The following is a 19,651-nucleotide window of genomic DNA, read 5'->3' on the forward strand; positions in this document are numbered from 1 at the left end:
ATGCGCCCCGGCGGTTTTTCATTTGTCGTCGCGTTCTGCCGTCAATTCAACTGCAACGATAACCGTGAACCCCAACGAATCTTCGGTGGGTTGCGATGTTCCAACGTCGAAATCCATTCGGTTGAGTTCCAGATTCCCCGACATCGTCGCTGCATCGTCGGCCAGTTCCAGCGTAAATGGCAGGACGACATCGATAGATTTGTCCCGGATTGTCAGAGGTCCTCGCGCCTCATAACCCGCATCCGTTTTGAACAGGTCGGCCTTAAATTGAGCCGTAGGAAACTGCGCACTGTCAAAAAAATCCGCACCCATCGCTTGGTCGGTGACTGTGCCGATGCTGAGTGAACCAATGGCAATCGTTACATCGACGGAACCGGCCAACCCCGGCTCGGCGGGATCCTCAAACGCTATCGCTGCAGTCCAGTCTGCAAACTCGCCGCTTACGGGACTGCCCAGTTGCGAGATAGTAATCGACAGGGATCCGTCTTCGACCTCCCATTCCGATTGAACTTGCGCAAGTTCGGCCGTGTCTTCGGATGCTTTGGACTGGTCGTCAAAGACACCGTTGGACCAACCTCCAACCAGCACCGCGCCCCAGATTGCCAAGGCGGCGAAGGCGGGAACAATGGAATGGTGCTGTGCCGGGGGTTCCGGCGCGTCCGATTGGCCGGGCAGCATACGGCGCAGGGTGCTGTCTTTGTCCACGACATGGTGTTTCAGCGCGCCCGCTATGTGCAGCACGAGTGCCACACCCAGGGCCCAGACGAAAAGCCAATGCAGGCTGGCGCCGATGTCGGCAAGGAAAGCTGACTTCGGAATAAGCGGCAGGTTCTGACCAAGGGGCCATAGGATCGGCGCGAAGCCGTCGGTGGCGGCGTGGTGGATCCAGCCGCTGAGTGGAGCCAGTACAAGCGAGCCGTACAGCAGCCAGTGCACAGTTTCGGCGGCGAAGGCCTCGGGTTTGTTTTCAGCGTTCAGCAAGCCCGGCTTCGTCTGGGTAACAGCCCAAAGGATTCGGGCCAATGCGACGAAGAACACGGTAACACCAATGGTTTTGTGCAGTGAAAACAGCAGGGCGGCGCGGGCGATGTCATCCTCGGTCGTGGGAATGCTCGGATCGTAAATCGCATGGGCCAATTGGTTCGCGAACCAGCCCAGCGGCAGAGCCGTCAGGATCAGTAGCGCGGTCAGCCAGTGAAATGCTTTGGTTACACCACCATAGCTGGACCGGGTGTTGGTAAGGGGCATCGATTGGCTCTCCGAGTTTCTGAATTGAGGGTAAGTTAAATGGATGCCGTGTGGACACAAGACAGAGAAATGCACAGTAAAGGTGTCCTGATGCAGAACGCAGGCAATGCTTGTGCCGCGCCGATTGTCAGTTTAAACCCCGCCGAAATCTGACGTCACGCAAGAGGCACCAATGACACGCGCGTTTGTTTTCCCCGGGCAGGGCGCCCAGACCATCGGAATGGGCAAGGCCTTGGCTGAGGCATATCCAGCCGCCCGCGCCGTTTTCGATGAGGTCGATGAGGCCTTGGGCGAAAAACTGAGCGATCTGATCTGGGACGGCGATATCGCAGAGCTGACCCTGACTCAGAATGCACAGCCCGCGCTGATGGCAACCTCGATGGCCGCAATGCGCGCACTTGAGGCCGAAGGCGTTTCGATTTCAATGGCATCTTATGTGGCGGGTCACTCGCTGGGTGAATACTCGGCGCTGGCTGCGGCCGGAGCCTTGACGGTTGCCGATACTGCCCGCCTGCTGCGGACGCGCGGGCAGGCGATGCAAAGTGCAGTGCCGGTGGGCGAGGGCGCAATGGCCGCCATTCTGGGGCTCGATCTTGAAGCGGTGCGCGCCGTTGCGGAAGAGGCCGCGCAAGATGAGGTCTGTCAGGCTGCCAATGACAATGACCCAACCCAGGTAGTCGTTTCTGGTTCAAAAGCCGCTGTTGAGCGCGCAGCCGAGATCGCCAAGGAAAAAGGTGCCAAGCGTGCAATTATGTTGCCGGTAAGTGCTCCATTTCACTGTGCGCTGATGCAGCCTGCGGCAGATGTAATGGCAGAGGCTTTGGCCTCGGTTGAAATCAAAGCGCCTGCCGTGCCTTTGGTTGCGAATGTTCGCGCCGAAGCTGTGGCTGATCCAGATATGATCCGTCAGTTGCTGGTGGAACAGGTCACCGGCTCGGTTCGGTGGCGAGAGAGCGTACAGTACATGGTCGCGCAGGGTGTGACCGAAGCGTGGGAGATCGGCGCGGGCAAAGCTTTGTCGGGCATGATCCGCAAGATCGATCGAGCATTGGCGTGCACAGCGGTCGGGACGCCTGAAGATGTACAAAAAGCCGTTAACCCCGGCGCATGAACAAGGGACAGCCGCCGGATTCGGCGGCCAGAGAGGAAACATAGATGTTTGATTTGACAGGTAAGAATGCGCTAATCACCGGTGCTTCGGGTGGTATTGGCGGCGATATCGCCCGCGCGCTTTACGACGCTGGTGCAACTGTTGGCCTTTCCGGAACGCGCGTGGAGCCTCTGCAAGCTCTGGCCGACAGCCTTGGCGATCGTGCGCATGTCTTGCCGTGTAACCTGAGCGATCCCGAAGCCGTCGAGGCCCTGCCGAAACAAGCGGCTGAGGCGATGGGCTCGGTTGATATTCTGGTGAACAACGCAGGCATCACACGCGACAACCTGTTCATGCGCATGTCGGATGAAGAATGGCAGAGCGTGATCGACGTGAACATGACCGCAACGATGAAGCTGTGCAAAGGCGTGATCCGGGGCATGATGAAGGCGCGCTGGGGTCGGATCGTCAATGTCTCGTCCGTTGTGGCTGCGATCGGAAACCCAGGGCAGGCGAACTATGCTGCTTCCAAAGCGGGTATGATCGGCTTTTCCAAGGCGCTGGCGCATGAGGTTGCAACCCGTGGAATTACGGTCAACGCGGTGGCACCGGGTTTCATCACCACCGCCATGACCGAAAAGCTGACGGATGAGCAAAAGAAGGGTCTGTTGCTCAAGGTTCCGGCCGGTCGCATGGGCGATCCGCATGAAATCGCCGCAGCCGTTCTGTACCTTGCCAGCCCCGAGGCGGGTTATGTGACCGGAAGCACCTTGCATGTGAATGGCGGTATGGCCATGTTGTAATCGCAATTCGGGGCGGATGCGAAAGCGTTTGCCTTGTGCGTTGTCTGTGTTATAGGCGGCGCATATGCGCAGGAACCGGTCCAAGGGCCGGTTCTCTGATTTCCCGGGGACCCGGGACCCAAACCGCCCGGAAAGGGCAAAACAAGTCCATCCCGAACGGGCAAGGGCAGAACCGGGCGGACAGCCCTGAAATGAAATGAGGAATAGACATGAGCGACGTCGCAGATCGCGTAAAGAAGATCGTTGTTGAGCACCTGGGTGTTGAAGAGGACAAGGTTGCTGAAAACGCCTCGTTCATCGACGATCTGGGCGCAGACAGCCTGGACACCGTTGAGCTGGTAATGGCATTCGAAGAAGAGTTCGGCATAGAGATCCCGGACGACGCCGCCGAAACCATCCAGACGTTTGGCGACGCGGTCAAGTTCATCAGCGAAGCTTCCTAAGCTGACCTGACTGAGACAAAAACGGCGCTTCCGGGCAACGGAAGCGCCGTTTTTTTATGCTCTGCCACATTTCGCGCTTGCTTTGAGGCGTTGAGGCTCCGCACTCTGACACCTGAGGCAAGTTTCTGAGCGGGCAAGGGCATGATAAGATCCACCCCGATGATCAATACGGCGCGTCTGACCTTGTGTGCTATGCGCCCCGAGGATTTCAACCGGTTCGCCGAAATCTGGCGCGACCCCGAAGTTGTACGCCATATCGGAGGCACCCCGAAAACGCGCGGCGAGGCGTGGGATTCTTTCCTGCGCAACGCTGGACATTGGCAGATGACCGGGTTCGGTCAATGGGGTGTGATGCTGCAGTCGAATCGTACTCTGATCGGGCAAGCCGGGTTCTTCTATGGCAACCGGTCTCTGGGCGATGATTTCGATGGTTTTCCCGAAGCCGGCTGGGTTCTGGCCCCGGACATGCAGGGGCAAGGATACGGGTGTGAGGCCGCGCAGGCGGCGCACGACTGGTTCGACCGGATCATTCCGGGCCCGTTGGTTGCGCTGATCGACGCGGACCATGCAGCCTCACAGCGATTGGCTGAAAAGCTGGGCTACAAGCTGTTGCGCGAAGCTGAATACCGCGACACCCCCGTTCATCTGTTTCGCCGTGACGGACCTCCTACACGGGTGTGAAACGCATTAGGCAGTGCGATGCCGCAAAATGGACGAGCTTTGCCGATCTTGTGAAACAAAGCGGCAAACTGAGACTCTATGCTATCGTGGAATTACGGAATGATTCAGCGGAGGATATGAATCATGATGATTTACCCCACGATGGAGTTGCAGAACGGTCGGTGCGTTACGCTGGACAAGGGGCGTCTGAATGAAGCGATGATCTGGCATGTCGATCCGGTCGAGACCGCGCGCGGCTGGTCTGCGGCTGGAGCGGAATGGATGCAGCTTACGGATTTTGACGCGATCGAAGGCCGGGATACCAATTCAGTACTGATCGAAGAAATTATTCGCTCCTCTGAAATGTCAGTGCAGTTGGCAGGGGGGATGCGGACCCGCGAGCATGTTGAACATTGGATCAACAAAGGGGCTGGCCGAATCGTGATTGGCACACTTGCGGCTTGGGACCCACAGTTGGTTAAGGAATTGGCTAAGCTTTATCCCGATCAGATCGTGTTGGCGGTCGATGTTTGGCAAGGGCAAGTGATGACCGAAGGTTGGCGTAGCCAAAGTGCGTTTACCCCGGAAGCCTTCATCGAAGCTTTCGCGGATACGCCTCTTGCAGCAATTTTGGTGACCGATATCGATAGTGATATGGAAGATGTCGAGGCGCAGCTGGGTCTGATTTCAGGACTGGCCGAAAAATCGCGTACACCGATCATAGCCAGCGGTGTCGTGCGTACCAGCGACGATATCTCTCGTCTCGCCTATATCTCGAATATTTCGGGTGCGATCGTTGGCCGGGCACTGTTCCGCAAGTCCGTCGATCTGTCCGAAGCACTGGAAGTCGCCCAATCGGCACACGAGCCAGTCGCCGAGTTCCAGTAAACTTCAGTACCAGACGACCCGCCTTTCCCGTTGAAGGAAGGGCGGGTTTTTGCTTTTCAGGCATCGTTCAACTCAATTGACAGAGGATTTGAACAGGTTACGGCACAAGGATGCCGGTTCAGAATATGCCGTTGCTCTTGCCCCCGCACCCCGGGCCGGGGTATGAGCGGTTCTCATAACAGGAAGCAGGCAAGAGGCACTTCATGCGCAGAGTCGTTGTAACCGGTCTTGGATTGGTCACTCCTTTGGCCAGTGGGGTTGAGGAAACATGGTCACGGCTGCTGGATGGAGAATCCGGCGCAGGACCAATCACGCAGTTTGATGCCGAGGCAAGCGGGGTCACCACGACCTATGCCTGCGAAGTGCCGCGCGGAGATGGCACCAACGGGACGTTTAATCCTGACGATTGGATGCCGCCGAAAGAACAGCGCAAGATTGAAGATTTCATCCTATATTCCATCGCTGCAGCCGAGATGGCTTGCAAGGATGCCAATTGGCTGCCCGAAGACGAAGAAGACCGCCTGCGCACGGGCGTTCTGATTGGGTCCGGTATCGGTGGGCTGGGATCAATTGCCAACACGGCCAACCTGATCCGCGACAAAGGTCCGCGCAGGGTTTCTCCGTTCTTTATCCCGGGCGCGCTGATCAATCTGGCCTCGGGGCAGGTTTCGATCCGTCATGGGTTCAAGGGGCCGAACCACTCGGTCGTGACTGCTTGCTCGACCGGTGCTCATGCGATCGGTGATGCCAGCCGCATCATCCGCGCCGGGGATGCAGACGTGATGATCGCAGGTGGAGGCGAGGGCTGTATTTGCGAAATCGGTATCGCCGGCTTCAACGCCTGCAAGGCGCTGTCGACCAAATACGCCGATGATCCAAAGAAAGCGAGCCGCCCCTATGACATCGACCGCGACGGTTTCGTCATGGGCGAAGGTGCAGGCATTGTAGTTCTTGAGGATTACGAACACGCCAAAGCGCGCGGTGCCAAGATTTATGCCGAGGTTCTGGGCTATGGGATGTCGGGTGACGCTTATCACATAACCGCGCCGTCCGAGGATGGCGACGGGGCCGAACGCTCGATGAAAGCAGCGCTGCGTAGTGCGGGGCTTGAGCCGAAGGATCTGGATTATATTAACGCGCATGGGACCTCGACCATGGCGGATACGATTGAGCTGGGCGCGGTAGAACGCCTGCTGGGGGATCACGCCAGCAACGCGACGATGACTTCGACCAAATCAGCCACTGGTCACCTGCTGGGCGCCGCTGGCGCGATTGAGGCGATCTTTTCGATCCTTGCGATCCGCGATCAGGTTGCACCGCCGACCATCAACCTGGACAACCCTGCGGTGGAGACTCCGATCGACTTGGCACCGAATGCAAAACGAGAGCGTGAGATCAACGTGGCTTTGTCGAACTCGTTCGGGTTTGGCGGCACCAATGCAAGTGTGATCTTCGGAAAGGTCAGCTAAATGTGGCGAGCGCTCGCTTCGAACGCGTTGACAATACTGATCGTTGGGCTGTTCCTGATGGGCGGTGTCGTCCTGTGGGGGCAGTCGCAATACAAGTCCGAAGGACCGCTGGAAACCGCGATCTGCCTGCAGGTAAAGCCAGGCTCCAACATGACACGGGTCAGCCGTGACCTCGAGGACCAAGGTGCGATCAGCAGCGGGTTGATTTTCCGCTTAGCTGCTGATTACACAGACAAATCTCAGCAGCTGAAAGCGGGTAGCTTTCTGGTTCGCGAAGGCGCGTCGATGGAGCAAATCGTCGACGACATAACTCATAGCGGCGCCAGCACTTGCGGTACCGAGATCGAATACCGCATTGGCGTGACCCGTATGCAGACCCGCGTGCGGGAACTGAACCCGGCGACTCTGGATTTTGATGAGGTGGCTTCCTTTGTGATCGGCGAAGAGGACGCCCCGGAAGTTTATGCAGAAAAACGCGGTGAGGCGGATACGCGTTATCGCATCTCGTTAGCTGAAGGCGTCACCAGTTGGCAGATTGTCGAGTCGCTGAAGGCGATGGATTTGCTAACCGGCGAAGTAGCCGAATTGCCCGCTGAAGGGATGTTGGCCCCTGACAGTTATGAGGTCAGACCCGGTGAAGATCGGAATGCAATTCTTGCTGAAATGCAGGAAAAACAGCAGCTTAGAATCAACGCGGCGTGGGAGGGGCGTCAGGATGATTTACCTCTGAACAGCCCCGAAGAGATGCTGATTTTGGCTTCGATCATCGAAAAAGAAACAGGTCAGCCGGAAGAGCGTGGCCAGGTAGCCAGCGTTTTCGTTAACCGTCTGAACCAAGGTATGAGGCTGCAGACAGACCCGACGGTGATCTATGGTGTAACCAAAGGGCAGGGTACTTTGGGTCGCGGTTTGCGGCAAAGCGAACTGCGCCGTGCGACGCCTTGGAACACCTATGTCATCGAAGGGCTGCCACCCACCCCGATTGCCAATCCGGGTCTTGCGAGCCTTGAGGCTGCGGTGGCACCTGACAACACGGATTTCATCTTCTTTGTTGCGGACGGAACCGGTGGTCATGCCTTTGCCGAGACCCTGCAAGAGCACAATCGCAACGTCGCAAAGTGGCGTGAGATCGAGGCTGAGCGGAATTCCGGGAACTGATTCAATCGTCCGTGTTGTACAGGTTTGAAACGGCACTTTGTCCGACTTGTACAACACGAATCTCTTACCCCGATAAAGCAACGGCTCGGTCAATCGACCGGGCCGTTTCTTATTCAGGCCGCTTTCGCGCGACGCGTTCGGCGGCGTTTCTGACCGCCCGGTTTGGGCGCACCAGAGTGCTGAGGTTTCGGGCTGCGACGGCGGTTGCTTGGGCGGCGCGGGGTTTTCTTTGGTGAGATTGCTTCAGGCATCTCACCGCTGGCGACCGGGATTTCGATCTTCATCAGTTTCTGAATCTGACGCAGCAGGTCGACCTCTTCCGCCGAGCAGAAGGCAATGGCCTCGCCCTCGCGGCCTGCACGAGCGGTGCGGCCGATGCGGTGGACATAGTTGTCCGGTACCTCGGGCAGGTCGTAGTTGATCACATAGGCCACGCCCGGAATATCGATGCCGCGCGCGGCGACGTCGGTAGCGACCAGAACATTGACCTCACCGGCGCGGAACGCCTTGATGGCGCGGTCGCGTTGGCCCTGACTTTTGTTGCCGTGGATCGAGGCTGCATTGTAGCCATCGGCGACAAGCCCCTTCATCAGCTTTTCGGCCCCGTGTTTGGTGCGGGAGAAGACCAACGTCAGCGCGTCCATGTCAGCCGAGAGGATCTCGCGCAGTTTGGCGGGTTTTGCAGGCTTTTCAACAAAGTGGATCGACTGCGTGATCTTGTCGGCTGCTTTGCCGGGGGGCGAGACCTGCACCCGTTGCGGGTTGGTCAGGTAAGCGCGGCTGAGCTCTTCCATTTGCTTCGGCATGGTGGCTGAGAACAGCATGGTTTGGCGCGGCGTGCCCAGTTCCGGCGCGATCCGACGCAGGGCATGGATGAAGCCCATATCGAGCATCTGGTCAGCCTCGTCCAGTACGAGGTGCTTGACTGAACCCAGATTAACCGCACCGCGATCCATCAGGTCGATCAGGCGACCGGGGGTGGCGACAAGAATGTCGGTGCCGCGCGCCAGAAACATGATCTGCTTGTTGATCGACTGACCGCCAACCACGGTCGCGACGCGGATCTTGGTTTTCTTGGTCAAGTTGCGAAGGCTGTCGGCGATCTGGTTGACCAACTCGCGGGTGGGCGCGAGGATCAGCGCTTTGGCGGTTTTGGGATCGGGCTTGCCGGGCTGGGCCAGCAGATGGTCGATCAGCGGCAGGCCAAAGGCCAATGTCTTACCTGTACCGGTCTGGGCGAGGCCAAGGATATCGTGACCATTCAGGGCCAGCGGGATCGCCTGGTTCTGGATCGGGGTCGGTTGAGTGAAGTTGGCGCGTTTGAGCGCATCATTTAGAGCGGGCGCAAGGCCCAGCATATCGAAGTCGAACAAATATCTATCCTTTACAGCCCGAGGCAAAGGTCCACGGGCAAGTCGTGATGGGCCGCATCCGCGACCGGCAGGGGTTGTGCGAAACCTCAGGACGTGCAGGCGTTCCCTGCAGCATCTGGTTGTCGCGTCAAGAACCCTGCGTGATGGGGAACTATGGGTGAATCGGGCGCTGTTGGGGGCGGTGTCGCCCACGTGCTCACGCGGTAGCGCTGTTTGAGGGGCACATGCGCCTTGCGGTCGCGATTGTCAAGCGCCGTGTCGGCCATAAGCTTGCGCGGGTTGCGCGTTTGCCAGATACGGTTCGGAAGGTTTTATGAGGCGGGTCATGACATTCAGAGCTTTACACGGAGCGGATTTGAGGACCGCCAGCGTCGCCCTTGTCATCGGCGGGATGATGTGGGGGCTGTACTGGATTCCGGTTCGCTACTTTGTCGACCAAGGACTGGATGGCCCATGGCCCGGTATTGTGATGTACACCTCGGCGTTGATCGTACTGACGCCTTTCCTGATGCGCGAGCGGCAAGCGCTTTTGAAAGACTGGCGCGGGCTGATCTTGAGCGGGATGTTTACCGGTGCTGCGTTCAGCTTGTTTACCATCAGTCTGGTTTACACAGATGTCGTCCGGTCAATCCTGCTGTTCTATCTGACACCGGTCTGGGGAACGATCCTTGGAATGGTGTTTCTGGGTGAACGTCTTGGCCCGGCGCGCGTGCTGGGCTTGCTCTGCGGTCTGGGTGGCATGTTCATCGTGCTTGGCGGAGAACAGGGGTTTCCCTGGCCGCGCAATACTGGAGACTGGCTGGCCCTGATCTCGGGGATCACTTGGGCGATGGGATCGCTGGGGCTTTATCGGACGTCCGGTATCTCTGTTCCGGGGCAGGTTTTTGCCTTTGTTTCAGGCGCTTTGGTGTTGTCTCTGCTGAGCGTTCCATTCGGCGGCGGTTTGGCGTCATCAGAGGCAGTCGGCGAGATGGTTATACGTATCGGCCCGGTCGCGTTGCTGTCGGTCCTGTACACCTTGCCGATGTTTTTTCTGACGATTTGGCCCGCAACCAAGCTGACCCCGGCACGCGTTGGTCTACTGCTGATGAGCGAAGTTGTGGTGGGCCTGATCTCGGCGGCGGTCTTCTCGGGCGAGCCGTTTGGGATGAGAGAAGCATTGGGTGCGGCGTTGATCGTAAGCGCTGCGTTTCTTGAGGTCATGCGGGGCTGATCGTTAACCGATCGGACGCCGGGTGTTGCATCTGCGTTGCGTAACGCATTGACTTTGCGCACTTTTCTTGGTAGAAATTATGTCAGGCTAGAAGAGGTGGGCAACGGCCCCGGGGCGACCCGGCGGTCGTTTTTCGTTTCTCTCGTGCGGAAAAACTCACGCATGAGGTCACAGGCAAACATGACTTTGATTACCCCGGAAGAGCGGATTTCTCAGACGGCTGATTTGTTGCAGTCGCTTGAACGATCCATTCGCGATCTGCGCCAAGCAGCGGAAGAACTGCGAAAACAGATCGGTGCCGGGGAGGATGCAGACCTTGCCGGAACAGGCAAGCAACTGGGTCAGCTAGAGGGGCTGATCCGCAGTTGCCAGAAAGTGGAGACAAGCTTTGTCGAACAACATCACAGACAAGCCGGAATTGCCCAAGGGGGCTATGCGCTCGACCTTGATCGGGCACGATCTGAGATCGGGTGCAGGCTGGCTCGCCTCCGCGCCTGCTGCGGTGCAGGACAGATTTCTGAGTGAGATCGGGGAGGGGGGGCTGTGTGCCCTCCCTTTCCTGTTCGAGTTCTGGGCGCTGCCGCATCAGCTGCCGCCTGAGGGGGACTGGCGGTCATGGGTGATCATGGGCGGGCGTGGGGCCGGTAAGACGCGGGCGGGGGCCGAATGGGTGCGGTCGGTGGTCGAGGGGTCTTTGCCGTTGGAGAAGGGTGAGGCCAGTCGCGTGGCTCTGGTCGGTGAGACCTTCGATCAGGTGCGCGATGTGATGATCTTTGGTGATAGTGGGATCTTGCAGTGTTCACCGCCGGATCGGCGGCCTGTTTGGAAGGCGTCCGAACGCAAGCTGGTTTGGCCTAACGGGGCCGAGGCGCAGGCGTTTTCGGCACATGATCCCGAGGGGTTGCGCGGGCCGCAATTCGATGCGGCCTGGGTGGATGAGCTGGCCAAGTGGAAGAAGGCGGGCGAGACCTTGGATATGTTGCAATTTGCGCTGCGGCTGGGGGGGAACGGCCGCGGGTCTGTGTGACCACGACGCCGCGCAATGTGAAGGTTTTGAAGGAGTTGCTGGCGTCTCCGTCCACGGTACAGACCCACGCGCCGACCGAGGCGAACCGGGCCAATCTGGCGGGTTCCTTTTTGGAAGAGGTACGCGCGCGCTATGCCGGCACGCGGCTGGGGCGGCAAGAATTAGACGGGGTGTTGCTGTCGGATGCCGAGGGCGCGTTGTGGACGGGTTCGATGCTGGAGGCGGCGCGCTGTGCGCAGGTGCCCGCATTGGACCGGGTTGTCGTGGCGCTGGACCCGGCGGTGACGGCGGGGTCGGATGCGGATGCCTGCGGGATCGTGGTCGTTGGTGCTCAGCTACAGGGGCCACCCGAGGACTGGCGGGCCTATGTACTGGCTGACCGGACGGTGCAGGGCGTTGGCCCGGCTGGCTGGGCGCAGGCGGCGATTGACGCGATGGATGAGTTCGGGGCCGAACGGCTGGTGGCCGAGGTCAATCAGGGCGGGCAACTGGTGGAAGAGGTCGTGCGGCAGGTGGACCCTCTGGTGCCTTATCGCGCGGTGCGGGCGTCACGCGGCAAGGTCGCGCGGGCCGAGCCTGTAGCGGCGCTATACGATCAGGGGCGTGTGGCCCATTTGGCCGGGTTGGACTCGCTGGAGGAGCAGATGTGCCAGATGACCGCGCGCGGGTTCGAAGGGCGGGGCTCACCCGACCGGGTCGACGCGCTGGTCTGGGCGCTGCATGAGTTAGTTGTGGGGCCTGCGGGGGCGTTTAGAAGGCCGAGGGTGCGGAGTTTGTGAGCACTCTGAGGGGTGCTCTACAAACAATCATATTTCTCCTAAAGGGCTGATCTTTCGCTGGGCGCATTCAGGTTCAGGGCGTTGGGTATTCTTGATTCCAACTGTCCTCGTATTCGCCGAGCAACCGGGACAACGTCAGCAGCGAAGAAAACAGCCTTGCGTGGACATCCGGCGACATCATTGTTTTGTAGTCATCAAGTAGCTGCACAAGAACGACTACGTTGGAGGCAAACACCTCATAGACGTGTTTGTCGGCAGCAGTAGGTTCATTGGTCCAGTATTTGTGCGTATCGGAGTGTCCAGACGGCACAGGTTCGTTTTCAGTCATCGGGTGGCCTCTTCAATTTGAAGCACACGTGGGGGCATGTGAAACGCAGACAATTGCCGTGGCATGAAATCACAAAAACTTGGCGGTGATTGCAAAGGATTTAGGCTATCGGTTGAACAAACTTCTGAATCTTGCAATCAGCCAAGCTAGAGTCTGGGTCAGGGCTCGCCCGACCCGGTCGACCCGTTAGTCTCTGCGTTGCATGAGTTGGTTGTGGAGCCTGCGGGGGTCTATCGGCGGCCTTGGGTGCGGGCGCTATAGCAGTTTCACTGCCCAGTTTAAGTGCTGTTAAGTAGCAAAATGTGGCACTAGCGAGCAGGTACAGACAGTATTGTCCAGTGTCGCGCGTGAGCTATCACTTGCGCGCCTTCGCTTTGCCTGTCGCTGATTGCGCCGCGTTCGTGCTTTGGGCAAGCAATCAAAAAAGATCCATCGTTGACGGGTTCGCGGATCTCTCGATTTTCACTGATGATTTGGCAAACGTCTTCGGGTGTCGGGTAGGGTCTGACTGGATTTAAGCCTGAGGTTCCGGCTTCGGTATACTTGAAGGTCGTTGGTTCTGCGCTGTAATCCAAATTTGGTCCGAAACATCCCGACACTGCTAAAAGCAAGACCGGTACGATTGCTTTGGTTAAATTCATGAAACCTCACTACATTCTTGAAAACCATAAAGTTATATTTCAGGAGTATTCGAACAGAATCTTCGCGTCTAGATTGAATGCGTGCGAGCAGTGGTTTTACGGTGAACTCTCTGAATTCGCTCTAGTTCTATTTCACGTCATGTATCCGTTGCCCAACCCCCGTACGCCCCATTCCCGAGACTTAAACTTCTTTCCGTCATAACTCCTTTCAACAAGCCGGGCAGAGCGGCGGCAGAAAGGAGCACAGATGGTATTCGATTTCTTGCGTCGTGGATCGGCTGGGGAAGCGCCCGAGGCGAAGGCGAGCGCAGCGGGGCCTGTGGTGGCGTGGCAGACGGGCGGGCGCGTGGCGTGGAGCCCTCGGGACGCGGTGTCGCTGACGCGGACGGGGTTTTCGGGGAACCCGGTGGGGTTTCGCTCGGTAAAGCTGATTGCCGAGGCGGCGGCGGCTTTGCCTCTGGTGCTGCAGGATCAGGCGCAGCGGTTTGATGTGCATCCGATCCTGAGCCTCATGCGCCGTCCGAATGCGGCGCAGGGGCGGGCGGAATTGATGGAAGCGCTGTTTGGACAGTTGCTGCTGTCGGGCAATGCTTATGTTGAGGCGGTTCAGGCCGATGAAGGTTTGCCGATAGAGCTGCATGTCTTGCGCTCGGACCGGATGAGCGTGGTGCCGGGGGCGGATGGGTGGCCCAAGGCGTATGACTACGCTGTGGGCGGCAAGAAGCACCGGTTTGCGGCGGAAAACATCTGTCATATCAAGTCATTCCATCCGCAGGATGATCATTACGGGTTCTCGCCGATGCAGGCGGCCGCGATGGCGATAGATGTGCATAACAGCGCGTCTCGGTGGTCGAAATCGCTGCTGGATAATGCGGCGCGGCCTTCGGGGGCGCTGGTGTGGAAGGGTGATGGCCACGGGGTGATGGCCGAAGATCAGTTTCGGCGTCTGTCGGACGAGATCGAGCAGAACTATCGCGGGGCGCGGAATGCTGGGCGTCCGATGGTTCTGGAAGGGGGGCTGGATTGGAAGCCGATGGGCTTCTCGCCCTCGGACATGGAGTTTCAAAAGACCAAGGAAGCCGCCGCCCGTGAGATCGCGCTGGCCTTTGGGGTCCCGCCGATGCTGCTGGGGATCCAAGGCGATGCGACCTATTCGAACTATCAGGAGGCCAACCGGGCGTTTTATCGCCTGACCGTGCTGCCCCTGGTGACGCGGGTGGCGGCGGCGGTGTCGGAGTGGCTGGCGGGGATCTCGGGTGAGGATTTGGTGCTGAAGCCGGATCTGGATCAGGTGCCCGCGCTGTCTGCGGAACGCGATGCGCAATGGGCGCGGGTTAGCGGGGCCGAATTCCTGAGCGATTCCGAGAAACGCGCGTTGCTGGGGCTGCCGGAGCGTGGGGATGGGTGATGGGTATCCTCCGTTCGACTGCGCGCCGGGCCTGCGCCTGGCCGCGCATGAACGGGTGGCCGAGATCCAGCACGCCCACCTGTGTCGGCGGTTGGATCAGATCGAAGAGATGATGGAGCGGCTGGAGAAGCGGTTGTGGCTGACGGTTTACGGCGTGGCGGCGGTGATTTTGGCGCAGGCGTTTCAGTCATTCCTTGTGGTAACGCCATAATGTCAGTGGGTTACATGGAGAAGTTCATGGATTTGGAGCATAAATTCGCACAGTTCGGAGACAGCTTGTCGGTGACCGACGATGCGGTGATCGAAGGGTATGCCAGCCTGTTTGGGCAGGTCGATCAGGGCAGCGATGTGGTGCAGCGCGGGGCGTATAGGGGCTCGCTTGACGGGCTGTCCAAGGCGGGTCAGCGGGTCAAGATGCTGTGGCAACACGATCCCGCGCAGCCTATCGGTGTCTGGGATGAGGTACGCGAGGATGACAAGGGCCTGTGGGTCAAGGGACGTCTGCTGGAGTCCACACAAAAGGGCCGTGAGGCGGCCGAATTGATCCGGGCGGGGGCAATGGACGGCCTGTCGATTGGCTATCGCACTAAACGGGCCGTGAAAAATGACAAGGGCCAGCGGGTCCTGACCGAACTGGAGCTGTGGGAGGTGTCTTTGGTGACGTTCCCGATGCTGCCCAGTGCGCGGGTGGCGGCGAAAGGCGTGGAGCCTGACGTTGAAAACACCTGGCGCAGTATTGCTGAGGTGTTCAACGACGCCCGGCAGGAGCTGGCGCGAATCTAGCGCCTCTAACCCCCCAATAAGGAAGTGCTGATGAGCAAGACCGAGACCCCGGCCTTGACCGGAGAGGGTGCGCCCCTGGTTCAGGAGGTGAAGCAGGCGATGGCTGGCTTCGTGAATGAATTCAACGGCCTCAAGGCCGAAGTTAAAACCCAACTGCAACAGACAGAAGAGCGACTGACCATGCTGGATCGTAAATCAACCATCGCGGCGCGTCCGCACCTTGCGGCATCGATCGAAGAAGGCGCCCCGCATCAGAAGGCTTTTGACGCCTATGTGCGTTCGGGCGAGGATGACGGGCTGCGCGGGCTGGAGATTGAGGCCAAGTCGCTTTCGACGGCGGTGAACAGCGACGGTGGCTATCTGGTCGATCCGCAGACGGCTGAGATGATCAAGTCGGTGTTGAATTCAACCGCTTCGATCCGTTCGATTGCGTCAGTTGTGAATGTCGAGGCGAACTCGTTCGACGTGCTGATCGACCACACCGATGTGGGCGCGGGTTGGGCGGATGAAAACTCGGCTACGGCTGAGACCTCGACCCCATCGATTGATCGGATTTCGATCCCGCTGCACGAGCTGAGCGCGCTGCCCAAAGCGTCGCAGCGTCTGTTGGATGACAGTGCGTTTGATGTCGAAGGCTGGCTGGCCGGTCGCATCGCCGACAAGTTTGCACGGGCCGAGGCGGCGGCGTTCATCAATGGTGATGGTGTGGATAAGCCCAAGGGTATCCTGACCCACCGCACGATGGAAAACGGCAGCTGGGGCTGGGACAGCCTGGGTTATGTCGCGTCGGGCATTGATGGCGGCGTTGATGCGGATGCCATTGTGGACGTGGTCTACGCGCTGGGCGCGCAGTACCGGGTGAACGGCACATTCGTGATGAACTCGAAAACCGCGGGTCTGATCCGCAAGCTGAAGGACAGCGATGGCCGCTTCCTGTGGTCGGATGGTCTGGCGGCGGGTGAGCCTGCGCGTCTGATGGGCTATCCGGTGCTGATTGCCGAGGACATGCCGGATGCGGCGACAGACAGCTACTCGATCGCCTTTGGTGACTTCCAGTCGGGCTACACCATAGCCGAACGTCCCGATCTGCGCGTGCTGCGCGACCCGTTCAGCGCTAAGCCGCATGTCCTGTTCTACGCGACCAAGCGCGTGGGCGGCGACATAAGCGATTTTGCTGCAATCAAACTGCTGAAATTCGGCATCGCCTAAGCGGTGGCGGATCCGGGGGGCTGCAAGCCCCTCGGGCGGCGGGCGCGGGCCGGGGTGAGATCCCCCGCGTTGTCTAGCTGCTCCCCTCCGTCCGAGCAACGTGGGGCGGCGCGTGCCCGTCATTTTCCAAGGATACGGCCCCGGAGGGGTCCGAGATTGCGGAGTAAATGGATGATGTTGATCGAAGAAACCGCCATCGCGGATGCGGCGCTGCCGGTGGATCAGTTCAAGGCGCATCTGCGGCTGGGCACGGGGTTTGCCGAGGGCAATGTGCAGGACGAGGTGTTGAATGGCTTTCTGCGTGCGGCCATTGCGGCGATTGAGGCGCGCACCGGTAAGGTGCTGATCGAACGGGATTTCTCGTGGAGCCTGAACGGTTGGCGCGATCCAGCAGGTGAAGTGCTGCCGGTGGCCCCGGTGGTCTCGGTTGCTGCGATCACGCTGACGGATGCGGCGGGGACCGACATGGTTGTGGATGCCGAAGCTTACCGTTTGGAGCGCGACATGCAGCGCCCTCGGTTGCGTCCGGTTGGCACTTGCTTGCCAAGGGTGCAGACCGGCGGCTCGGTGAAGATTGCCTTCACTGTCGGGATGGCCACGGATTGGGGCGGGCTGCCCGCTGACCTTGGGCAGGCGGTGCTGCTGCTGGCGGCGCATTACTACGAATACCGCGATGAGACGGCGCTGGGCGCGGGGTGCATGCCCTTTGGCGTGACAAGTTTGATCCAGCGCTATCGCACGGTGCGCTTCAGTGCAGGGGTGACTCAATGAGCGCGCCGCGATTGAACCGCAAGCTGGTGCTGGAGGCTCCGGTGCGCAGCGCGGACGGCGCGGGGGGGTATACCGAGACCTGGACTGCGCTGGGTTCGCTTTGGGCCGAGGTGACGGCACGTAGCGGGGCGGAACGCGCGGTCGGTGGCGCCTCGGTGTCGCGGGTTGGCTATCGGATCGTAGTCCGGGGCGCACCTGAGGGGTCCTCGATGCGGCCTACGCCTGATCAGCGATTTGTTGAGGGGGCGCGCCGGTTTGTCATTCGTGCAGTGGCCGAGCGCGATCCACGCGGCCAGTACCTGACTTGTTTCGCGGATGAAGAGGTGGCCGCATGAGCTATGGCGTTGCAGCCGCTTTGCAGGCGGCGGTGTTTCAACAATTGGCGGGGGATGCGCAGGTCAGCACCCTTTCGGGTGGTGCGATCTATGACGCGGTGCCGTCGGGAGTGTTGCCGCAAACTTACGTGACACTTGGCCCGGAAGAGGTGCGCGACGCGTCGGACCGGACGGGCGCAGGCGCGGTGCATCGGTTCACGGTCTCAGTGGTGTCCGAAGCGGCGGGCTTTGGCGCGGCCAAGACATTGGCGGGCGCAGTGTGTGACGCACTGGAAGGCGCGGCGTTGACATTCGACCGGGGCCATCTGGTGGGGCTGTGGTTCGAACGCGCTAGCGCCCGACGCACGGGAACTGGCGGCGCGATCCGCCAGATCGATCTGAGATTCCGCGCCCGCGTGGAAGACGACTAAGCAATCAACGGAGTGAGCATATGGCTGCCCAGAACGGAAAAGACCTGTTGGTCAAAGTGGATATGAACGGCACCGGCCTGTTCGAGACCATCGCGGGGCTGCGCGCCACGCGGATCAGTTTCAACGCGGAAAGTGTGGATGTGACCAGTCTGGAAAGCCAAGGCGGGTGGCGCGAGCTGCTGTCGGGGGCCGGGGTCAAATCGGCCGCGATCTCGGGCTCGGGCGTGTTCAAGGATGCGGGCACAGATGAGCGTGCGCGCCAGCTGTTCTTTGACGGTGAGACGCCCGGCTTTCAGGTGATCATCCCCGATTTCGGTATTGTCGAAGGCCCGTTTCAGGTCAGCAGCATCGAATATGCGGGCTCGCACAACGGTGAGGCGACCTATGAGATGAGCATGGCAAGCGCCGGTGCGCTGAGCTTTACGGCGCTCTGATGGCCAATCCGTGGACGGGCGAGGTGGCGCTGGCCATCGATGGGGAGCAGCGGGTGCTCAAGCTGACATTGGGTGCTTTGGCGGAACTGGAACAGGAGCTGCAGGCCGGGTCTCTGGTCGAGCTGGTGCAGCGGTTTGAAGGCGGGGCTTATTCCAGCGGGGATGTGCTGGCGCTGCTTGTCGCCGGGTTGCGGGGCGGCGGTGCGCAGGTCTCACGCGAGGATCTGATGCATGCCGAGATTGCGGGCGGGCCGATGGCGGGGGCCAAGGCAGCGGCTGAGTTGCTGGCGCGGGCCTTCATGGTGCCCGAGTGAGCGGGTTCGACTGGCCCGTATTGATGCGGGCCGGGTTCCTCGGCCTGCGTCTGATGCCGGATCAGTTCTGGCATCTGACCCCCGCCGAGCTGCGGCTGATGCTGGGGCAAGGCGCGGGAATGCCTTCGATGAAGCGGGCGGGCCTGGATGCCTTGCTGGCGGCCTATCCGGACAAGACACAAGGAGAGCGTGATGACGGATCGTGATGGTTTTGACGACCTGCAGGAGCGGGGAGAGGCGCTGGGCGATGCGTTGGGCGACGCCGCGACAATGGCATCAGCGTTTGATGGTCAGATGCGGCGGATCAGGGCTGCGTTTGAAGAGACTGGAAAAGATGTGGCCACGCTGGAGCGTGGCATGTCGGGCGGGTTGCGCAAGGCTTTTGATGGCGTGGTGCTGGATGGGATGAACCTGTCGGGAGCGCTGGATGTGCTGAAGAACTCGATGATCCGCACGGCCTATTCGGCGGCCATCAAACCTGTGACGGATCATTTTGGCGGCATGCTGGCCAACGGGGTTGGTGGCTTGGTGCAGGGGATACTGCCCTTTGCGGATGGAGGCAGTTTTTCTCAGGGCCGTGTGATGCCGTTTGCCAATGGTGGGGTCGTTAGCAGCCCGACGATGTTTCCGATGCGAGGCGGCACCGGGTTGATGGGTGAGGCGGGTCCCGAGGCGATCATGCCACTGGCGCGCGGGGCCGATGGCAAGCTGGGTGTGCGGTCACAGGGCGGCGGGCGAGCGGTCAACGTGGTGATGAATATCTCAACACCGGACGTGCAGGGGTTCCGCCGCTCTCAGGGGCAGATTGCGGCGCAGATGAGCCGCGCATTGGGCCGCGGCAATCGCAACAGATAAGGGGAGCAGGCG

At 59.9% G+C, this 19,651-nt stretch carries 23 protein-coding genes and 1 pseudogene; 21 read left to right on the forward strand and 3 right to left on the reverse strand.

Annotated elements, in window-relative coordinates; genetic code table 11:
• Positions 1–18: 18 nt before the first annotated feature.
• Positions 19–1,248, reverse strand: a complete 1,230-nt coding sequence (locus ACRZ96_RS00730; RefSeq protein ID WP_480814140.1) for a cytochrome b/b6 domain-containing protein — start codon at positions 1,246–1,248, stop codon at positions 19–21.
• A 172-nt stretch (positions 1,249–1,420) separates the two neighbouring features.
• Here ACRZ96_RS00730 and fabD point away from each other — a divergent pair, with 172 nt between their 5' ends.
• The 7 genes from fabD (at position 1,421) to mltG (ending at position 7,759) form a co-directional block, all read left to right on the forward strand.
• Positions 1,421–2,359, forward strand: a complete 939-nt coding sequence (gene fabD, locus ACRZ96_RS00735) for an ACP S-malonyltransferase (RefSeq protein ID WP_170403147.1) — start codon at positions 1,421–1,423, stop codon at positions 2,357–2,359.
• Between the two features lie 44 nt (positions 2,360–2,403).
• Positions 2,404–3,141: a 3-oxoacyl-[acyl-carrier-protein] reductase gene (gene fabG, locus ACRZ96_RS00740; protein ID WP_480814141.1), complete on the forward strand. Its 738-nt coding sequence runs from the start codon at positions 2,404–2,406 to the stop codon at positions 3,139–3,141.
• Between the two features lie 209 nt (positions 3,142–3,350).
• Positions 3,351–3,584, forward strand: a complete 234-nt coding sequence (locus ACRZ96_RS00745; RefSeq protein ID WP_008756330.1) for an acyl carrier protein — start codon at positions 3,351–3,353, stop codon at positions 3,582–3,584.
• A 141-nt stretch (positions 3,585–3,725) separates the two neighbouring features.
• Positions 3,726–4,265, forward strand: coding sequence for a GNAT family N-acetyltransferase (locus ACRZ96_RS00750; RefSeq protein ID WP_170403143.1), 540 nt, complete (start codon positions 3,726–3,728; stop codon positions 4,263–4,265).
• A gap of 123 nt (positions 4,266–4,388) precedes the next feature.
• Positions 4,389–5,132, forward strand: coding sequence for a 1-(5-phosphoribosyl)-5-[(5-phosphoribosylamino)methylideneamino]imidazole-4-carboxamide isomerase (locus ACRZ96_RS00755; RefSeq protein ID WP_480705151.1), 744 nt, complete (start codon positions 4,389–4,391; stop codon positions 5,130–5,132).
• 203 nt (positions 5,133–5,335) lie between these two features.
• On the forward strand, positions 5,336–6,601 hold the full coding sequence (fabF, locus tag ACRZ96_RS00760) for a beta-ketoacyl-ACP synthase II (protein WP_170396465.1): 1,266 nt from the start codon (positions 5,336–5,338) through the stop codon (positions 6,599–6,601).
• Positions 6,602–7,759, forward strand: a complete 1,158-nt coding sequence (mltG, locus tag ACRZ96_RS00765; protein ID WP_170817924.1) for an endolytic transglycosylase MltG — start codon at positions 6,602–6,604, stop codon at positions 7,757–7,759. It begins immediately after the preceding gene.
• A gap of 113 nt (positions 7,760–7,872) precedes the next feature.
• Here the strand turns inward: mltG and ACRZ96_RS00770 are convergent, their stop codons facing one another.
• Positions 7,873–9,132, reverse strand: a complete 1,260-nt coding sequence (locus ACRZ96_RS00770) for a DEAD/DEAH box helicase (RefSeq protein ID WP_480814142.1) — start codon at positions 9,130–9,132, stop codon at positions 7,873–7,875.
• A 325-nt stretch (positions 9,133–9,457) separates the two neighbouring features.
• Between ACRZ96_RS00770 and ACRZ96_RS00775 the strand changes: the two genes are divergently transcribed.
• The 3 genes and pseudogenes from ACRZ96_RS00775 to ACRZ96_RS00785 all read left to right on the forward strand — a co-directional run bounded on the left by ACRZ96_RS00775 (position 9,458) and on the right by ACRZ96_RS00785 (position 12,151).
• The gene (locus ACRZ96_RS00775; protein ID WP_170565911.1) at positions 9,458–10,345 is read left to right on the forward strand and encodes a DMT family transporter; all 888 of its coding nucleotides are present in this window, start codon (positions 9,458–9,460) and stop codon (positions 10,343–10,345) included.
• A 180-nt stretch (positions 10,346–10,525) separates the two neighbouring features.
• A complete protein-coding gene (locus ACRZ96_RS00780; RefSeq protein WP_039536221.1) occupies positions 10,526–10,870 on the forward strand; it encodes a hypothetical protein in 345 nt (114 codons plus the stop codon).
• A pseudogene (locus ACRZ96_RS00785) lies at positions 10,779–12,151 on the forward strand (DNA-packaging protein). Before ACRZ96_RS00780 ends, ACRZ96_RS00785 begins: the two are co-directional and overlap by 92 nt.
• Positions 12,152–12,224: 73 nt before the next feature.
• Here ACRZ96_RS00785 and ACRZ96_RS00790 read toward each other — a convergent pair.
• A complete protein-coding gene (locus ACRZ96_RS00790; RefSeq protein WP_480705141.1) occupies positions 12,225–12,479 on the reverse strand; it encodes a hypothetical protein in 255 nt (84 codons plus the stop codon).
• 888 nt (positions 12,480–13,367) lie between these two features.
• On the opposite strand from ACRZ96_RS00790, the gene ACRZ96_RS00795 reads away from it, so the two are divergent.
• The 11 genes from ACRZ96_RS00795 to ACRZ96_RS00845 all read left to right on the forward strand — a co-directional run bounded on the left by ACRZ96_RS00795 (position 13,368) and on the right by ACRZ96_RS00845 (position 19,639).
• Complete coding sequence (locus ACRZ96_RS00795) at positions 13,368–14,528, forward strand: phage portal protein (RefSeq protein WP_480814143.1); 1,161 nt, start codon at positions 13,368–13,370, stop codon at positions 14,526–14,528.
• Positions 14,521–14,739 (forward strand): GTA head formation protein, RCAP_rcc01685 family, encoded by a 219-nt coding sequence (locus tag ACRZ96_RS00800; protein ID WP_010442100.1) that lies wholly within the window; start codon positions 14,521–14,523, stop codon positions 14,737–14,739. The genes ACRZ96_RS00795 and ACRZ96_RS00800 overlap by 8 nt, the downstream gene beginning before the upstream one ends.
• 26 nt (positions 14,740–14,765) lie before the next feature.
• Entirely contained in the window at positions 14,766–15,311 is a 546-nt protein-coding gene (locus ACRZ96_RS00805; protein ID WP_480705137.1) for an HK97 family phage prohead protease, read from the forward strand.
• A gap of 30 nt (positions 15,312–15,341) precedes the next feature.
• Positions 15,342–16,520 carry a phage major capsid protein gene (locus ACRZ96_RS00810; RefSeq protein ID WP_480705135.1) on the forward strand — a complete coding sequence of 393 codons (1,179 nt, stop codon included), beginning with the start codon at positions 15,342–15,344 and terminating at the stop codon, positions 16,518–16,520.
• Positions 16,521–16,691: 171 nt separating this feature from the next.
• Entirely contained in the window at positions 16,692–17,291 is a 600-nt protein-coding gene (locus ACRZ96_RS00815; RefSeq protein ID WP_480561352.1) for a head-tail connector protein, read from the forward strand.
• Positions 17,288–17,626, forward strand: a complete 339-nt coding sequence (locus ACRZ96_RS00820; protein WP_480705133.1) for a phage head closure protein — start codon at positions 17,288–17,290, stop codon at positions 17,624–17,626. Before ACRZ96_RS00815 ends, ACRZ96_RS00820 begins: the two co-directional genes overlap by 4 nt.
• Positions 17,623–18,036, forward strand: coding sequence for a DUF3168 domain-containing protein (locus ACRZ96_RS00825; protein WP_480705131.1), 414 nt, complete (start codon positions 17,623–17,625; stop codon positions 18,034–18,036). Before ACRZ96_RS00820 ends, ACRZ96_RS00825 begins: the two co-directional genes overlap by 4 nt.
• Positions 18,037–18,056: 20 nt before the next feature.
• Entirely contained in the window at positions 18,057–18,470 is a 414-nt protein-coding gene (locus ACRZ96_RS00830) for a phage major tail protein, TP901-1 family (protein WP_170396490.1), read from the forward strand.
• The gene (locus tag ACRZ96_RS00835; protein WP_480762597.1) at positions 18,470–18,784 is read left to right on the forward strand and encodes a gene transfer agent family protein; all 315 of its coding nucleotides are present in this window, start codon (positions 18,470–18,472) and stop codon (positions 18,782–18,784) included. Before ACRZ96_RS00830 ends, ACRZ96_RS00835 begins: the two co-directional genes overlap by 1 nt.
• Positions 18,781–18,990, forward strand: a complete 210-nt coding sequence (locus tag ACRZ96_RS00840) for a rcc01693 family protein (protein ID WP_480814144.1) — start codon at positions 18,781–18,783, stop codon at positions 18,988–18,990. The genes ACRZ96_RS00835 and ACRZ96_RS00840 overlap by 4 nt, the downstream gene beginning before the upstream one ends.
• Entirely contained in the window at positions 18,977–19,639 is a 663-nt protein-coding gene (locus tag ACRZ96_RS00845) for a phage tail tape measure protein (protein WP_480762595.1), read from the forward strand. Before ACRZ96_RS00840 ends, ACRZ96_RS00845 begins: the two co-directional genes overlap by 14 nt.
• The last annotated feature ends 12 nt before the right edge of the window (positions 19,640–19,651 follow it).

The sequence above is a fragment of the Ruegeria sp. CF1 genome (assembly GCF_056537445.1).

What these genes read in the sequence shown, in the direction of transcription:
- ACRZ96_RS00835 (WP_480762597.1), top strand. Translation starts at nt 18,470, where the DNA reads ATGGCCAATCCGTGGACGGGCGAGGTGGCGCTGGCCATCGATGGGGAG.
- ACRZ96_RS00825 (WP_480705131.1), top strand. Translation starts at nt 17,623, where the DNA reads ATGAGCTATGGCGTTGCAGCCGCTTTGCAGGCGGCGGTGTTTCAACAA.
- ACRZ96_RS00730 (WP_480814140.1), bottom strand. Translation starts at nt 1,248, where the DNA reads ATGCCCCTTACCAACACCCGGTCCAGCTATGGTGGTGTAACCAAAGCA.
- fabG (WP_480814141.1), top strand. Translation starts at nt 2,404, where the DNA reads ATGTTTGATTTGACAGGTAAGAATGCGCTAATCACCGGTGCTTCGGGT.
- ACRZ96_RS00755 (WP_480705151.1), top strand. Translation starts at nt 4,389, where the DNA reads ATGATGATTTACCCCACGATGGAGTTGCAGAACGGTCGGTGCGTTACG.
- ACRZ96_RS00820 (WP_480705133.1), top strand. Translation starts at nt 17,288, where the DNA reads ATGAGCGCGCCGCGATTGAACCGCAAGCTGGTGCTGGAGGCTCCGGTG.
- ACRZ96_RS00790 (WP_480705141.1), bottom strand. Translation starts at nt 12,479, where the DNA reads ATGACTGAAAACGAACCTGTGCCGTCTGGACACTCCGATACGCACAAA.
- ACRZ96_RS00810 (WP_480705135.1), top strand. Translation starts at nt 15,342, where the DNA reads ATGAGCAAGACCGAGACCCCGGCCTTGACCGGAGAGGGTGCGCCCCTG.
- mltG (WP_170817924.1), top strand. Translation starts at nt 6,602, where the DNA reads ATGTGGCGAGCGCTCGCTTCGAACGCGTTGACAATACTGATCGTTGGG.
- fabF (WP_170396465.1), top strand. Translation starts at nt 5,336, where the DNA reads ATGCGCAGAGTCGTTGTAACCGGTCTTGGATTGGTCACTCCTTTGGCC.
- fabD (WP_170403147.1), top strand. Translation starts at nt 1,421, where the DNA reads ATGACACGCGCGTTTGTTTTCCCCGGGCAGGGCGCCCAGACCATCGGA.
- ACRZ96_RS00750 (WP_170403143.1), top strand. Translation starts at nt 3,726, where the DNA reads ATGATAAGATCCACCCCGATGATCAATACGGCGCGTCTGACCTTGTGT.
- ACRZ96_RS00780 (WP_039536221.1), top strand. Translation starts at nt 10,526, where the DNA reads ATGACTTTGATTACCCCGGAAGAGCGGATTTCTCAGACGGCTGATTTG.
- ACRZ96_RS00805 (WP_480705137.1), top strand. Translation starts at nt 14,766, where the DNA reads ATGGATTTGGAGCATAAATTCGCACAGTTCGGAGACAGCTTGTCGGTG.
- ACRZ96_RS00795 (WP_480814143.1), top strand. Translation starts at nt 13,368, where the DNA reads ATGGTATTCGATTTCTTGCGTCGTGGATCGGCTGGGGAAGCGCCCGAG.
- ACRZ96_RS00830 (WP_170396490.1), top strand. Translation starts at nt 18,057, where the DNA reads ATGGCTGCCCAGAACGGAAAAGACCTGTTGGTCAAAGTGGATATGAAC.
- ACRZ96_RS00745 (WP_008756330.1), top strand. Translation starts at nt 3,351, where the DNA reads ATGAGCGACGTCGCAGATCGCGTAAAGAAGATCGTTGTTGAGCACCTG.
- ACRZ96_RS00800 (WP_010442100.1), top strand. Translation starts at nt 14,521, where the DNA reads ATGGGTGATGGGTATCCTCCGTTCGACTGCGCGCCGGGCCTGCGCCTG.
- ACRZ96_RS00845 (WP_480762595.1), top strand. Translation starts at nt 18,977, where the DNA reads ATGACGGATCGTGATGGTTTTGACGACCTGCAGGAGCGGGGAGAGGCG.
- ACRZ96_RS00775 (WP_170565911.1), top strand. Translation starts at nt 9,458, where the DNA reads ATGACATTCAGAGCTTTACACGGAGCGGATTTGAGGACCGCCAGCGTC.
- ACRZ96_RS00815 (WP_480561352.1), top strand. Translation starts at nt 16,692, where the DNA reads ATGATGTTGATCGAAGAAACCGCCATCGCGGATGCGGCGCTGCCGGTG.